The 15,367-nt window shown below is 65.7% G+C and carries 15 protein-coding genes; 10 read left to right on the top strand and 5 right to left on the bottom strand.

From position 1 onward, the window contains the following. Positions 1-340 precede the first annotated feature (340 nt). From OHB24_RS17110 to OHB24_RS17135, 6 genes are all read left to right on the top strand, one after another. A complete protein-coding gene (locus tag OHB24_RS17110) occupies positions 341-1,885 on the top strand; it encodes a DNA cytosine methyltransferase (protein WP_327640029.1) in 1,545 nt (514 codons plus the stop codon). Between the two features lie 93 nt (positions 1,886-1,978). Further along, complete coding sequence (locus OHB24_RS17115; RefSeq protein WP_327640030.1) at positions 1,979-2,242, top strand: hypothetical protein; 264 nt, start codon at positions 1,979-1,981, stop codon at positions 2,240-2,242. Positions 2,243-2,285: 43 nt separating this feature from the next. Then, the gene (locus OHB24_RS17120; protein ID WP_327640031.1) at positions 2,286-3,134 is read left to right on the top strand and encodes a hypothetical protein; all 849 of its coding nucleotides are present in this window, start codon (positions 2,286-2,288) and stop codon (positions 3,132-3,134) included. Between the two features lie 2 nt (positions 3,135-3,136). Further along, positions 3,137-3,433, top strand: a complete 297-nt coding sequence (locus tag OHB24_RS17125; protein ID WP_327640032.1) for a hypothetical protein — start codon at positions 3,137-3,139, stop codon at positions 3,431-3,433. Continuing rightward, positions 3,430-3,657, top strand: a complete 228-nt coding sequence (locus OHB24_RS17130; RefSeq protein WP_327640033.1) for a DUF3970 family protein — start codon at positions 3,430-3,432, stop codon at positions 3,655-3,657. The genes OHB24_RS17125 and OHB24_RS17130 overlap by 4 nt, the downstream gene beginning before the upstream one ends. Then, a complete protein-coding gene (locus tag OHB24_RS17135; protein WP_327640034.1) occupies positions 3,654-4,586 on the top strand; it encodes a bifunctional DNA primase/polymerase in 933 nt (310 codons plus the stop codon). Before OHB24_RS17130 ends, OHB24_RS17135 begins: the two co-directional genes overlap by 4 nt. A gap of 78 nt (positions 4,587-4,664) precedes the next feature. Here OHB24_RS17135 and OHB24_RS17140 read toward each other — a convergent pair whose 3' ends face one another. Together OHB24_RS17140 and OHB24_RS17145 are read right to left on the bottom strand one after the other, a co-directional pair. Further along, positions 4,665-5,072, bottom strand: coding sequence for a hypothetical protein (locus tag OHB24_RS17140; protein ID WP_327640035.1), 408 nt, complete (start codon positions 5,070-5,072; stop codon positions 4,665-4,667). Positions 5,073-5,339: 267 nt separating this feature from the next. Further along, positions 5,340-8,165 carry an NACHT domain-containing protein gene (locus tag OHB24_RS17145; RefSeq protein ID WP_327640036.1) on the bottom strand — a complete coding sequence of 942 codons (2,826 nt, stop codon included), beginning with the start codon at positions 8,163-8,165 and terminating at the stop codon, positions 5,340-5,342. A gap of 446 nt (positions 8,166-8,611) precedes the next feature. Between OHB24_RS17145 and OHB24_RS17150 the strand changes: the two genes are divergently transcribed. Further along, positions 8,612-9,175 (top strand): hypothetical protein, encoded by a 564-nt coding sequence (locus tag OHB24_RS17150; RefSeq protein ID WP_327640037.1) that lies wholly within the window; start codon positions 8,612-8,614, stop codon positions 9,173-9,175. Positions 9,176-9,208: 33 nt separating this feature from the next. Beyond that, positions 9,209-9,760 (top strand): hypothetical protein, encoded by a 552-nt coding sequence (locus OHB24_RS17155; protein ID WP_327640039.1) that lies wholly within the window; start codon positions 9,209-9,211, stop codon positions 9,758-9,760. Positions 9,761-9,979: 219 nt separating this feature from the next. Here the strand turns inward: OHB24_RS17155 and OHB24_RS17160 are convergent, their stop codons facing one another. Continuing rightward, positions 9,980-10,939, bottom strand: coding sequence for a hypothetical protein (locus OHB24_RS17160; RefSeq protein ID WP_327640040.1), 960 nt, complete (start codon positions 10,937-10,939; stop codon positions 9,980-9,982). A 528-nt stretch (positions 10,940-11,467) separates the two neighbouring features. On the opposite strand from OHB24_RS17160, the gene OHB24_RS17165 reads away from it, so the two are divergent. Further along, on the top strand, positions 11,468-11,665 hold the full coding sequence (locus tag OHB24_RS17165; protein WP_327640041.1) for a hypothetical protein: 198 nt from the start codon (positions 11,468-11,470) through the stop codon (positions 11,663-11,665). A gap of 65 nt (positions 11,666-11,730) precedes the next feature. Here the strand turns inward: OHB24_RS17165 and OHB24_RS17170 are convergent, their stop codons facing one another. Further along, a complete protein-coding gene (locus tag OHB24_RS17170) occupies positions 11,731-12,438 on the bottom strand; it encodes an Abi family protein (protein WP_327640042.1) in 708 nt (235 codons plus the stop codon). A gap of 138 nt (positions 12,439-12,576) precedes the next feature. Continuing rightward, entirely contained in the window at positions 12,577-13,107 is a 531-nt protein-coding gene (locus OHB24_RS17175; RefSeq protein WP_327640043.1) for a hypothetical protein, read from the bottom strand. A gap of 702 nt (positions 13,108-13,809) precedes the next feature. Here OHB24_RS17175 and OHB24_RS17180 point away from each other — a divergent pair. Continuing rightward, complete coding sequence (locus OHB24_RS17180) at positions 13,810-14,094, top strand: helix-turn-helix transcriptional regulator (protein ID WP_327640044.1); 285 nt, start codon at positions 13,810-13,812, stop codon at positions 14,092-14,094. The last annotated feature ends 1,273 nt before the right edge of the window (positions 14,095-15,367 follow it).

Raw genomic sequence — 15,367 nt, forward strand, 5'->3', positions numbered from 1 at the left:
CGCTAGCGGACCAGGTCCCCTCCAACCAAGTTGGTTCCGGCAGTTCTCACCTGGAGGACAAACAGCGTCCACCAGCTGACAACGGCCGAAACCAACTTGGCCGGAGCCTCTGACCCGGCCCGCTATGCGGCAGTAGCCGGCAGGCCCCAAAGGACGGGGCTGCCGCTACACAAGCCCACCAGCGGGAGGCGACAGATCCCATGAGGACCCGACGGATCAAGAACGTGTCCAGCACCGCGTGCCAGCCGTGGTGCACCCCGAAAGTCCCGTGCGGCTCGCCGTACTGCTGCCCGGGCGTCTACACCGTCCGGAACCCGCGCCCACGGCGAGGAGGCAAGCGATGACCTTGACGATGACTGACCTGTTCTGCGGTGCCGGGGGATCGAGCACCGGTGCCGTGCAGGTGCCGGGGGTGACGGTGAAGCTGGCCGCGAATCACTGGAAGCTGGCCGTCGAGACGCACAACAGCAACCACCCGACCACCGACCACGACTGTGCCGACCTGTCCCAGGTCGACCCGCGCAAGTACCCGCGTACCAACATTCTGTGGGCGTCACCTGAGTGCACGAACCACTCGCAGGCCAAGGGCAAGAAGCGCAACGTGGACGCGACGCCCGACCTGTTCGGGGACACCCTGCCCGACGAGGCAGCCGAGCGGTCACGGGCGACGATGTGGGACGTGGTGCGGTTCGCCGAGCACCACCGCTACGACGCAATCGTGGTGGAGAACGTCGTGGACGCCGCGTTGTGGGTGTTGTGGCCGGCGTGGCGGTCCGGGCTGGACGCGCTTGGCTACTGCGTGCATGTCGTCTACCTCAACAGCATGCATGCTCAGGCCGGCGGCCTCCCGGCGCCGCAGTCCCGCGACCGGCTGTACGTGGTGGCGCACCTGCGCACGTCGGGTTGCCCGGATCTGAACCGGTGGACTCGGCCGCAGGCGTGGTGCGAGGGCTGCGGCCGGATGGTGCGGGCGATGCAGGCGTGGAAGAAGCCGGAACGGACCTGGGGCCGCTACCGCGCCCAGTACGTGTGGCGCTGCCCGAATGTTGCCTGCCGCAACCAGATCGTGGAGCCGGGGTGGCTGCCTGCGGCTGCCGCGATCGACTGGACCCTGACCGGCGAGCGGATCGGGGACCGCGCGAGGCCGCTGGCCGACAAGACCATGGCTCGTATCCGCGCCGGTCTGGCCCGCTACGTCAAGCCGGAACTGCTGGTGCCGGTCGAGGGCCGCGACGGCAAGACCGCCGCTCCGTTGTCGGAGGCGATGCGGACCATGACGACCCGCAACGAGACCGGTCTGCTGGTGCCTGCGGGCGGCACCTGGAACGAGACCGCGACCACGTTGGCTGAGGTGATGCGGACCAGGACCACACGTGAGTCCGAGGCGCTGGTGGTGCCGCTGCGGAACCACAACACGACGAAGAAGGCGACGGACCCGTTCGACACATTCGCTGCCGCAGGCAACCACCACGGCCTGCTGATGCCCTACTACGGGAACGCCACCAGCCGCGCCACGAGCGAGCCGCACGGAACCTTCACTACCCGCGACCGGTATGCGCTGATCATGCGGAACAACGGCTCCCGTACCGACGGGGCGGAGATGTGCACCCCGGCCAGCGAGACGCTGCGAACTCTGACCACCGCGGGGCACCAGTCGTTGCTGGAGCCGCAGACCATCGCGGTCGAGGACTGCCTGTTCCGGATGCTGGAGCCGCACGAGGTCGCCGCTGGCATGGCGTTCACAGGCGGCTACGTGGTGCTGGGCAATAAGCGCGAGAAGGTTCGCCAGCTCGGCAACGCCGTCACTCCACCCGCAGCGCGCGACCTCATCGCCGCCGTCGCCGAATCCCTCGGCCACGACCTGAGCGACCTGGACGCCGCCTGACCGGGCCGCAGTCGGCCGGACCTCGCCGCAGGTCCGGCCTCTCGGCCGCCCGGCCATTGACACGTAACCGTCAACCACGACAGGAGATCCGCGATGAACTACCCCACCTTCAACAGCCGCAACACCACTCTGTCCGTGTTCCTGCTGACCCGCACCGACGAGGTCGACTACGAGGAGGCGGCGGCTCAGGTCGTGATCGCTGGCGACGCCGACCAGGCGCGGCGGATCGCGATGGAGAACCTGAGCAAGGACCAACAGCTGTCGTGGCTGGACCCCCAGCGCTCCACCTGCGTTGAGGTAGCCACCGGCGTCCACGGCGAACCGAGCCACGTCCTGACCGCCCACGCGGCCTGCTGACCCAGCCCCGGGACCGAACGAACCCAGCGAGGAGAAACAGCCCATGACCCAGCCGACCAACCACGAAGCTAACGGCAGTCACGATCACGCCGACAGTGCTGAACAGGACGACTTCCAGGTGGCCGTGACCGCGGTCACCCGCGCGATCCGCGCGATCAACAACGATCAGCGCGGCGGCGACGGCGCCGAGTTCATCACCCACCTGATCGCCACCGTCGCCGCGAACCTTGGCAGCAGCGCCGCGGTCACCGCGGGCCGTCCGGGATCGTGGGAAGCCGCCGGCGTGGGTGACCTGCTGCGCAGCACCGTCGGCTACGACGACGAATACCTGCTGGGATTTCGCACAGAGCCGGTCGAGGTTGTCGTCAACAGCTTCTACGAACTCGATGACCTCGGTATGTTCGAGACCTACGAGGCCAGCACTAGCCACATCGGCCGCGTGCTCTTCGGTGACCGCTGGACCCCGTCACGTGACCGGCTGAGTCTGGAGCAGCTGGAGCAGATCGAAGAGATCGAGGAACTGCTGGTCGAGCTGGAGAAGGCCGACTGCGGTACCTACGAGCAACGGTTCGCCGAGACCGTCCAGGCCCGTCTGGAGCAGCTGCGCGCCGACGATGCGAACCGCTACCCCGAACACCTGACTGTCACGGTCCGATTCGCCGGGGACGAGGCCACGAGCAATGACGAGCTGACCGATGGGTGGGGCAGCGACCTGGCCAGCCTCCTCTACCAGTACGCCCGCGAAACCACCCTGCTGCCCGGGACCGCCACCGCTCCGGACTGGACGGTCGGCCAACGCCACGCCGACACCGTCCTGGCCACCGGCCACTGGCCGCACCTCCGCGTGCCCTTCCTCGCCCACTACGGCATACCCGCCACGAAGGAGAGCTGACCATGTCGCAGCGCATCCCGAACGGCACCCTCCTCACGACATACGACCAACTGATTGAGCTGGTGTCCTGGGCAATGACTCCGGTGGTGATCGACAACACCGGCACACCTTGGATCGTGTTCGAGACCGACGACGGCGACGACTGGGCGTTCACCGTGCCCTGCCCCGACGACAACATTTCCGGCCGCACGGACTTCGACGGCCTGTGCGAGCGTGGCGCGCTGCGTGTGGCGTTCAACGGCGACTTCAGCCCGAAGGCGTGGCCAAGTGGGAACACCGACCAGGAGGTGACGGCATGACGATCAAGATCCGGCTGTCCGGAGAGCCCGACGAAATTACCCGCCTCGTAGACCACCTCCGCGACCACTTCGAGGTCGCCGGCACCGACCGCGCCTACCCCAACCGCGGCTCCTTCGGCGTACGCGTCTACCTCGAACTCCGCGATCCCGCCGACGACCAGGCGGCTCCGCGGCGCGAGCGCAGCGAACGCGTCAACCCCGGCCGCCGCGAGGTTGAACCGTGACCGGCACCCGAGCCCGACAGGCCGCGACGGCAGCCGACCCCGACCATCAGGCGCTTTGCCTGGCCGCGCACTGGCACGCTGACCACGGATTCGCGGTGTTCCCGCTGGTACCGGGCCGCAAAACGCCGGCTGTCGAGGACTGGGAAACCGCCGCCACCACCGACCACCTCGCGATCGCCCGCACCTGGCGACGAGCGCCCTACAACATCGGCGTCGCAACCGGTCCGTCCCGGCTTCTCGTCGTTGACCTGGACCAGCCCAAGAGCCCCGACGACGTGGCACCCGAGCCGTGGGGAAGCCGCTCCGCAGCAAACGGAGCCGACGTACTCGCCCTGGTCGCCGCCGATCACGCGACCCAGCCGCCGGACACCGACACCTACACAGCTACGTACACAGTCACCACGCCATCAGCCGGCCGCCACCTGTACTACCGGCAACCCGCCGCCGGCCAGCTCGGCAACAGTGCCTGCCGCATCGGATGGAAAATCGACACCCGCGGCCGGGGAGGCTACGTCGTCGGCGCCGGATCGATCACCCCCGCCGGCCGCTACCACGCCGAAACCACTCCGCAGCCGCAGCCGCTACCCAGCTGGATCATCGACGCGCTCGACACGACCCCACCGACCGACGAGAAGCCGGGGGCAGCAGCGACCCTGCGGAACACCAGCGCCTACACCCTCGCCGCGCTCTCCGGCGAACTCGACAAAGTCCTCGCAGCCACCCCCGGACACCGCAACGACACCCTCAACCGTGCCGCCTTCGCGCTCGGCCAGCTCGCCGGCGCACAACTGCTCGACCACCACATCGCCCGAGACGAACTCGTCTCCGCCGCCGAACAAATCGGCCTACCCCGCAACGAAGCCGAACGCACCATCACCTCAGGACTCACCGCCGGCACACACCACCCACGCCGCCAACGCACCGCCTGAGCAGCAAGCAGGGTTCACCGAAAGCGCCGAAGGGGCCTCAGGAAGCCGTTGTACGGCTCCTGAGGCCCCCTCTCACTCTCAGCCCGTCTGCCTGGCCTGCGATTGCTGTGCGTCGATCGGCGGCACACCGGACCGACGCCATGCCCACAACAGCGTCGCCAGCACCCCGTCCACGAACCCGGGCTCACTGGGGCCGCTACCCCACGCCAGGTCCAGACGGGCAACCTCGCGCTCCGCGGCACAGGTCTCCTCCGCAATCAGCTCTTCGTAGGCCAGCTCGTACTCACCCGTGATCGGCGAAGGTCGAGCAAAAGCACGCGAACCGCCCTCAACGCCACCACCGACGAACACACAAGCCAGCCACTCACACGTCGCACAGACGCCGCTCAGGTATCCGTCCTCCGGCGCACCAGCCGCCTCTTCCGCGTCCGCACGCCGCTCGGCGACCAGCCACAACCTCGCGAACTCACCCACTGGGATACGCACGTTCCTCCGGGGTATCCGCTCAATATGCCGCGCCGTCAGCTCCATACCACAACACGATCCCACGCCCCACCGACAATGTCGCTCCGGTCAACGTGTCCGGTACTACAGGATGCCCGAATCCAGTTTGGGCGGGTCCGGTTGTCCACAGGCTCGGCCCGCTCGACGTGCTTGAAGTGGACCCAGACGTCGAATGCAACGGCGGATCATCCGCCGAGAGGCACATGCGAGTACCCCACTGACGCTGGTTTCCTCAAGGCCAGGGTCTCGTCAGTGGCGGTCCTGGTCGAGTTGGCTGGCAAGCTCTCGCCGGGCAGTAGTCGTCCTTGCCACCCCAAAGCACAACGCGGCGACCTGCGGCTCCACACGCACCACTCTGTCCAGGGCGACCTCGAGTAGCTCGGTCGCCTCCGGATCTAGGGCCGCGACTTCAAGTTTCGCGAGCTCATCGGCTGTGGTCGGCCGTGTCCTTGCCGCTCTTACCACTGTGGCCGCTTCGGCGACCGCTGAGCTCACTGCGTCTGAGGCAAGATCAGCGATCACTTCCTCGAAGTACTCCCAAGGCTCGATTGGGTCAGGACGAGTAGACCGGCCAGGCTCCGGTTTAACCTGCGATAGCAGACGCACATCGACGGTGGTCGTCACCGACTTCGAGAGAGTGCCGATGGCTCCCATCAGCGCCGCTGCGTTGGCGCGGCTACTGCTGTCTCCGATCAGCGACGCCTTCAGGGCGACTTCGACGTGCCCACACAGTTCGTCGGCGAACTCGCTCATGCGCATCACCAGCCCTGCAAAGTCCTCAATCGGCTGCGGTGCTGGACAGTCGATCGCAGTCATGCCGAGGTCGATCAACCGTCGCAGCCATCGCGGTCGAGCGGCCGCCATACCGTCGTCAAGCATGTCCCACGCCAGATAAGGGCCAACGGGTGCGATGCTTGAAAACCGGTCTGTGACGGCAGCATCGAGGGTCTCAACCATTTCGATAAGCTTCTCGTGTTGATGACTCTGCGGCTCAGCGAACAGCCTGCCGGCCGCGAACAGCCAGGTATTGCGCCAGTGCGGGCTAGGAGCCAACAAACTGAGGCGTTTGAGGACCGTGTCGAGTTCACCAGTCGTGATCCGCCTGGCTGCCATCATCTCCTGCAGCGAGCGGACGTCGAAGCCATATCCGTCGGTGCGCGGCACTAGAAGCACGAGCCGGTGGGTGGCCGCTTGGACGATCCGCTCAAGGAGTCGCGCATCTTTCCCGGTCGGGTCGTACCCTTCGTCGGCTAGTACGTGCCAGGCGATCGCGGATAGGTCATCTTCCGACATTGTGGCGGTACCGCCATCAGCTGTTTCGCTCCGCCTCTGAAGCTCAAGACCAACGCGTTCGTGAAGGTCGAGGACTTGCTCTCCGTGATCGCGGAGCAACTCAGCAAACCGGGTGTTCTCCTTAGTCTGCTCGCGTCGTGCCACGACGTCGTAGTACCGCCAGAAGAGTCGGAAGCGGTCCGGATCGAGTGGGCCCGCACCTTCAGCAATGATCGTCATGATTTGGATCTGCAGGGGTGTGCGCAGTAGGTGTCGTAGCGCGTCGTTTTCGGCCGCACTACGCAAGAGCGTGTCGACGCGTTTGATACGTGCGGTGTCGGCGCGCAGCCTAATTTCAGTGACGAGGTGGCCGTATGCCAGCGCCTCACTGGTGGTGAGGTCGGTAAGGTCTAGCCGGTCGAACTGGGAGGCCGACATTTCGTCGACGTAGCCTGTTGGTCTAGTAGTAACCAGACAGAGCAAGTCTGCGTCGTCGGCCTCGGCGTCTGCGACGAACTCATGGACGCAGCCGATCACCCATTTGCGGACAAGCGGCTCGGAGACCTCGTCTAGTCCGTCGAGGGCGACAAACCATGGCCACGCCTCCATCCAGGCTTTCAGCTGCCAGGGTTCGAGCTTGCGGGTGTAGCCCTGCGCTGTGACCTGTCTGGCGATGAACGCCATCAAACTGTTGCGCTCGTCGGCGACGTAGCCCTTCGCGAACTCGGCTAGATCGACACGGACGGCCCAGCGCCGATGGGTCGGAAGCCGCCGACGGAGTCGCTTGAGTTTCGCTGCCGTACCAGTGATGGCCTCGACGTGATCTTCGGCGAGATTGGCCGTCTCGGCCAGCATGGCGGCCCTGTAAGACTGAACGAGGAAGCGGGTGACCGTCGTCTTGCCGTTGCCCGGCGCTCCAGTCAAAACCACGTGCCGGGGCTTATCCACGGTCGCGATCGAGCGTTTCAAGACGTGCTCGCCACGGTCCAGGACGTACGCGATAGCTCGGGCCGGCTCGCTCGTAGCTCGCCCTCGTACGGGAAGGTCCACCGCGATCTTGTCGAGCGGCACCCCGGCCCCGTCACCGCCTGCTTCGTCGAAGTAGATGTTGCGTTCGCGGATCAGCGAGCTGCGTGCATGTGTCTGCAGAGCCGGTTCGAGCTGGCCAGCCGGAAGCTCAGGGTTGAGGCCGATCAGATCGGCGAGCACATCGCCTGCCATCAGGAAGGCCCCGTAGGCGCGCCGGACGCCATCGTGGATGTCGAGCCATGCGTCGAGCTGGTTGCCGTCGACGACCTTCCACTTCTTCAATGCTCTGAGGCGTTGTCGTCGGAGCTGCCGCTCGCGAGCGATCGGCCCGACGTCCTGGCTGGTGTCGGCCAGCTCGGTGAAGAACTGCTTGATCTTCTCCTCGACGTAGTCCAGCCCGCCCCGATCTGGCTCGGGGGAAAGGCGAACGTTGGAAACGATTACGAGGTGCTTTGGCACCTGCTTCCGGTTGGAATCGGAATCAGCCCACGCCTTGAGTTCCTTATGGATCTCTCCCCACAGCCATCTGGCGTCGGCCTTGTTTCGGGCAGGTTGTTCATGATGCTTGACTTGGAAAACGCTGTAGCCCTCCCAGACTTCTCCAGGCTGACCGTCTGTTCCAGACCAGACCAGAACCCCATTGGCCTCCATGTCGCGGCCGCCGTCTTTGCCGCGGCCGAGGCGTCGCACGATCGGGCCAAACTCCGCCACCGCCAACGCTGCAGCGGCGTCCTGGAAGCCCAGTGCACTCATGCGGTCGAGTTCGTACGGCAATGGGCGCTCCCTGTTGAATCGTGTTCAAATCAGCCTGCCACATTGGTCCGACAGTGACGCCCGACTGGCTTTTCACACGGCCCGTTGGATCATGACTTGCGGGACCTGCCGGGGCGACACGCGAGTCCTCGCATTTGGCGCAACCCCCATGAGTCACCCGGTGACAACCAGCTCTATCACCGGACTCCGCCTACCAACGGGCTCTTCGCGCCGAGGCCACGGAGGCGACCGCACGCCAGCGCGCTGAGGCGATGACTGCCATGGACTGGCGCCGAGTGGCCGACCTTCCGGGGGAGGGGCCCCTGTGGGTGTGTTGAGGCTGCCGATGAACCTCTCGGAGGAGCCGTTCGAGCGGCCGCCCGCGGAACCTGATCGCCGGAGGAGACCGACACATCCGCGCCTGTCGGGCTGGCACTGAGACGTGGTGCTGCAGCACTGTTACCTCCATGGATTCGCTGTGGTCGTTCGTGAAGGAAGTGCAACTGCTCGACGGGCTCATCGGTGCGTTCTTCGGTGCTCTCGCTGGCGGCTTGTTCGGATGGCTGACCTCGCGCTCGGCGAACAAGATCGCGAGGAAAGCGCTGGAAACGAGCCAACGGCAGCTGCAGATCGAGGAAGACGCTCGGCACGAGACGCTGACCCCGAAGATCGAGTTCAAGCTTGGTGACGAGCTGGGCAGCAGCGGGTACGAACTTGTGCTGACGGTCACCCGGCCGATCGATTCTGGGTCCGTAGCCCTGGTCCGTGAATTCGACGCCGACGCCGACGCCTCAGTCATGTGGATCGTCGACGGCGTCGTACCGAAAGCTGCGGGCACCATGACCACGAAGGCTGAACTGCCCGCACTCGAAGCCGGCGGGTCTCGTCGGCTGTCGCTGTGGCTTTCGGACATTGAGCGGGGCGCAGGAGCCGTAGTGCGGCTGCGGTGCGAGGTCAGCCACGGCGGCCGGGTCTGGCAGAACCTCGTCCATGACGTCGAACTGCCGCTAGCCTCACCGAACGTCCACTAGCGACCGAGCTCTGACCGAAAGGATTCCGACCAGATGACCATCCACTCCGACCTGCCGCGCTGCTGCGCGATCAACGGCTTGAACTTCGGCGACGGTGCGCAGCGCGCCTGCCAGCGCCACATGACGCCTGAGCAAGCCGGATTGGTCGCCGAGTGCGACCGCCGCGCCCGCGGCGTGCTGACCGCGCCGGATAATTGGCCCTACGGCCCGAACGCTGAGGTGGAGGCCCGGCGGCGGATGCTCGACTGGGCCGACCAGTTCAACCTGCGGCACATTGACCCGAGTCACGTCTGCCCCCGCCGGGTCGAGGTCGGCTACTGTCGCAAGGGCTGGCAGTGCCCGGACCGAGTCGAAGGTCGAGGCTGGTCCGATCACCCGACGATGTGGGCGGACCGCGACAGCAAGGAGACGGTCGTGATCGTCTCGCAGCCGTACGGTCTCAGCGAGCACGACCGAGCGGAGGCGCAGGCCGTCGCGGACCGGCATGGGTTGCTCGCGGAGCTGCGCGAGCTGGGGTCGTGGTATGGACACGGAACGTCGTTTGTTGGACTCTGGGCCGTCGGCTACGGGCCGCACGGACGCTGAAGCTCATGACCTGGCTTGCTGGGGCCGCGGCACGCACGCCTTGCGTTCAACGCGGCCCGGCTGTGGTGTGAGTTCGTTCTCGACCCCCGACCCCCGACCCCCGACCCCCGACCCCCGACCCCCGACCCCCGACCCCCGACCCCCGAGCCGCAAGAAGGCTGATCTCGCCGCCAACGGTGGACAACCGGCGGTTACCTCGAAGATTTGAGGCGCCGCAGTTCAGACCGCGGATGGCTTATCTGCGGCCGGTGCGGTTGCGGCGCCGCCGTCGTCGGAGTTCTGGCTGGGGTCGTCACTACGGGTGCGCGGCGGCCGGCCCAGCTGCGTCTCGAGGGCCTGCCGTAGCTTCTCGGCCGGGTCGGTCTGGAAGCCCTCCGCACGCAGCTTGATGCGGTACAGCGTCGCCTCTTCGTTCCCGTAGTCGTTGACGTGGGAACCGTCGTCCCAGCGTCCGAAGGACTGGACCTCGGCCAACCCGAGCCACCGCAGCATCCGGTGAGCCTCGAAGGCGTCTCGGCCAAGGCCGTAGTGCCTGATTCTGACATCACCGGGGATGGCGCAACTGCCGTCGTTCGCCACGGTCCCGGTGTTGCAGGCGACCATCAGCAGAGTGGCGAGCTCGGAGTCCTCCAGCAGATGGAGCCAGCCGGCGGTGACGAGCTCGACCGGCAGAGTAGCGGGGTTATCCGCGGCAGTCGGTACGGCGTACTGCAGCGGGTCTGCCTTCCGGCGGGCGCCGATCTCGTTCAGCAGCACGAAACCGTCGTACCGATTGCGCGCGCCGACCGGCTTGAGCATCTGCACGAGTTCGGCTTTCTCCAGCGTGTTCAGGGCGGTGTGAATCATCCGCTGCTTCTTGTCGCGCGCGTGGATGTCCAGGACGCTTCCAGACCTAGCGGCGGTGGAGGACGCGATCAGGTCGACCCACGACACGATGTCTTCTTTGTCGTGCCGGATGGGGATCGGGTTGTCGACCTTCTTCCCCGGCCCGACCCTGATCTGCGCCTCGGCGATCGCCGTCAGGTAGAAGCGGAGCGCCGCACCACGGCTGGACATGATCCGGGTGGCTGACGGCCGGTCTTCGCGCGGTGGCAGCTTCCGGTCCGACCAGTCACCACCGACGGTCGCGGGAAGCACCTGATGCATGAACCGTGGTCGTACAAGGAAGGCGTCGCTCATGCCGCCGTACTGAGTCCTCCGGCTCTGCAGAATCTCGGTCACCCTCGCCGTCGAAGCGGCGAGGTTAGCGAGCCGGTCGAGGCGATTCGTGTAGCGCTCGATCTCCTCTGGAGTCGGGGCACCGTCGACCGGAGCGAACAGATCAGACCAGTAAAGTAACGGTTCGGTCACGATGATTTCCCAGTTCGACGGATCAGTCCGAACGAATTAACCCGCCAGCTGCGACCGTAACTTTGACACTCGCATCGCTGGCGGTTTGATCCGTCGGAGCTAGTGTACTCGGTTCCGCCGAGATTCGCAGATACCTTGAAGAGGCGCCCGGGAAACCCCAGCAGTACAAGGGGATTCCGCGGACATGATGACGGCCCGCGTCCTCCACAGACCGGGCCGTCGTGCCGGACCTCGAAGCGAAGCGCGAACCTCAGCAAGGAGACACCCAGCAGTGACCACCGTACGCTCAAGGCCCCAGGGGGGCCATCCAACGCCACAATCCGCCACGAGCTCGACGGAGGGCTCGCCGTGCTACCGATGATCGTCTCGGCCGGCGGCTTCCGGCTTCTCGTCGGCGCCATCCCGCTCGTCCTGCTGCTGGCCCTGGCCGGCCTGATCGTCCTGATCGCCCTGATCATCCCCGGCGAGGACCGGCGCAGGTTCGTCCTGAAGCTGGCTCCGCACGTCGAGGCGGCGATCGCGGCCATCACAGGTGCCCGCACTCCTTCTCCATAGCCGGGTAAGCCAGTACGCCGCTCCGCGCTGACAGTTCACCCCGCCGACCGACGGCGGGGATCGGATCAAGGCCTCGACGCGAGGAGTGCTGCGACCTTCGAGGAAGTGGTGATGTGCTGAGCCAGATCGGGCGAGATCAGGCCCGCCAGCTCCACCAGTTGCTGTTGAGCTTTGACAAGGTTCCAGCTGAGCAGCGGCTCATGGTGCGCGACGCGGTTTCGCAGTTCGTGCAGGTCGCCCATCCGGACGTCGACGTCAGGTCGACTGGTGCCCGCCGCGAACGCGTGGTGCAGGTACGGGCGCCACAGCGGCACTTCGTGAGCGGCCGAACTCAGGTAGCGCCAGAAGCCGAACATGAGCTGCGCAACGATCTTTCCGGGTGGCGCGTTCATCCCGCCGGCCTCACTGATCGCGCGCTGAAGCGCCTTCCGCGGCTTGTCGTTCACGTCGACCCGCCGAGAGACCCGCCGCCCCACGCTTGGGTCGTAGACCTTCTTCGTGCGGAGGACCGGGGCGAAGACCTGCTGGGGGTTGGTGGTCCAGTGCGGGACAAACTGCGCATGCTGGGTCAGTGCCTGGTCGTACGCGTTGCGGATGCCGACCTCGAGGTGCGCCAGGTCGTGCAGCAGAGCGGAGCTGAGCTGGGTGTTCCACTCGTACAGATCCAGTGCGCGCTGGCGGTCACCGGCGGCTGCCGCCAGGTATACCGAGATGCGAGGCGCGCTGAGCCACGCCTCGACCCAACCGCCAGGGCCGGGGTGGGGAGTTGTCACTTGTCAACCAGTCCCGTATCGTAGAGATCGAAAAGCCCCGGAGGACCTCTGACTTTGGTCATGTCGCCGGGGCTAAGCATTTCCCAGCGCAACTAGCCGGCCATCAGGTGGTCCGACGTCCCGCCGGTCAGCCCGGTGTCACCGGGCCGAGTTCATCGTCGGCAAGGCCTCCCGCAGCAGGCCGATCGCGGCCAGGCGCTCCTCCTCGGGCAGGTCTCCGCCCAGCGTCATTGGCAGCGCCTCCAGGAACTCGTCCACCGTCATCCGCGGCAGACCATTGGCCGCGTCCCTGCTCTGAATCGTGGCCAGGGTGTCGGAGGCGAACTGCGCGAACATCGCGCGATGACCGTTCATCCACAGCGCGACGGCGACGAACGGCCACGGATCGCCGAGCTGGTAGACCTTCTGGTCCGGCTCCCGCCGCCGGCTTTCGGCGACGAACTTCCCGGTCTCCCCCGCCATGGTGCTGAGCAGTTGCGGGAGCAGCCGCACGAGATCAGGGGCGACCAGCACCGCGCCAGGCTCGCGGTAGCGGCCGATCACCGGAAAGCGGCCCTGCTTCGTCGTCGCGATCAGCTCCGTCAGCTTGTCGCGCGCCTCGGACACCGGAATGACGGTGCCGGAGTCGGCGAACATGTACGTCCCGCCCAGATCGATAGGTGTGAGCATTGGTCGACCGTATCAAATGTTGGGGGAAATGTTCCCCAACATGTGCCCCAACACTCCGGCGCGGAGTCAGCGGCTCAAGCGCCAGATAACCGGCGACCCGAAACCCGTCTTCGGTGCGACCTGCACAAACGTCCAGAACGGCGGGCTCCACCGGCGGCCGGAAGCCCGACTTCGGTCACCGCGTGAGGGCCCAGCAGGGAACCCGCAGCGGCTACCACAGCGGTGTGTCGGAGCTCATCGCTCTACCGTCCAGTTCCGGACGTTCGTGCTCGGCTCGTCGCGGCACGGTGGAACAGCCCACCACTCTTCCGCTCACGGAGGCCACTGTGCGACCTGATGCTCCTCACTCCCCAGTCCGCGCTATGGCGCTGTTCGGCGCGCTCCACGCGGTCTGGTCCGACGTACATCCCGGCTGCGACCAGATCGTCCAACATGGCCGCAGTCCAGCTCTTCTTCTGCCTCATCGCCACCGACTCCTCCTTGCTGTCAGGGCCAACCAATTCAATGACAGTGCGACAGACAGTGACGCCGACGCTCCGCGCGCCAGGAGTCAACACGGCACCCGATAGGCCTCGCGTCTCCATGCGCACTAGATTCGTCAACGCGGCGCAGACAGGATCTAGCTAGTGCTCGATCTGGTATGCGGTCATGTGACCCGATGATTGAAGACATCGGGAAGACTTGAATGGAGGGCGGAGCGGGATGACCGAATCCCCACCCACAAGACGCGGTTACCTGACCGTCGAGGAGGTCTGCGCCGAACTCAGGATCGCGCGATCGACCTTCTATGAATGGCGCACCGCCAGGAAGGCGCCTCCATGCATCAAGCTCCCCAACGGTGGCCTTCGCATCCGCCGCGGCGATCTGGACCGCTGGCAGACGGTTTGCTGGAACTGCCGCCAAGCCGAGGTTGAACCGGGCAGGCGAGCGCCTGTGCTCGAAGCTGTCAGACAGCCGGCCGCAACACCAGACTGGAATCGACCTTGATCGATGGGGGGCGTTGCGGTTGTCTGCGTGGCATCATCCGTGGCAAGAAACTGTGGGTATTGATGAGGAATCTCGTGTCCGATGCGGGATGCCGTGTTGCCAGATACGCCTGTAGAGAGTGGATGCAAGGGTGTCGTTCCTCCTCGTAATGAGAAGGACGTCGGTTCGATTCCGGCCAGCAGATGCTGGGCAGCAGTGGCGGCCCGAGAAAGGAAGGCCGCCGCACAGGGCTGAGTGTCGAGTGACCTGGCTGTCTACGCGTGGCAACGGGAGACCGTTTTGAGAATGAGGATCTCCTCGAGTTCGTCGGCGACGTCGGGCGTCGAACTGCTCGACAAGGGCGGCGGCAGAATCACGTCTCGAGCGTAGGTCTTGTGTGTCGCGACGCATGACCGTGAGCTCGGCGACTGAGAGCGTGTCCCTGCGTCTCCGCCCGTTGGATCGGTCCTGTAGGCGGAGTTGAGCAACCCGTCAGACCGTGAGGAGGCGACCCACCTGGCTGAGGCCGTGTGCCGGCAGCGATCCCTCAATAGAAGGCGTCCGTTCGCAGCCCTCGGGCCATGCCTGGGAGCAATGTCCGACCCTGCGGTGCACCTGCGACAGTTGGCTTTCGCGATGTGTCGTCGTTGTCAGCAAGCGGGCCCCTGTGCCGACTGAGTAATCCGGTCCGAATCGGCAGCTAGCTGAGAAGCCTTGCCACTCGTCCCTCAGCGCAACATAATCGCTCTTAGCTCGGCACGCCGACGTGATCGACAGGCTGAGTTCCGCACGGCCCGCCTGCTCGGCGTGAACTCCGGTTACGGCGAGCCGCAAGATCGGCTGGCTGACGTCATCAGGGGGGCGTATGACGAACTTGACGGCTCGTGCTACGGCAGCAGGCGTATCTGCGCTTGCTGGAGTGGTTTCTGGAGTAATAACCAATTCGGTAACGGAAAAATGGGCGTGGCCGTGGATCATTGGGCTCTGCGTTACGGCCGTGGTTATAGTCGGCTCTCAGGTGTGGTTGACTTTAAATGAGCAGAGCGTCACGGTTACGGCTTCAGGTACGGGCGCAGTCGCCGCAGCGGAATCGGTCGATGCTGATGTTGACATCGATGCGCAGGACCCTAGTTCGGGTCGAGCATCTAATGTCGGTCAGTTGGATGGCGTGTCAGCAACGGGCGCGGGCGCCGTAGCTGCCGGTAAGAGCATTAGAGGAAAGTTAAGGATAAAAGCGCGGCGGGGGCGGTAATCGCTTGAAACGCCGTTGGGGGGTCTTGGCAAGCGGATCTGG

It is taken from the genome of Kribbella sp. NBC_00482, assembly GCF_036013725.1.
Taxonomy (GTDB): Bacteria; Actinomycetota; Actinomycetes; order Propionibacteriales; family Kribbellaceae; genus Kribbella.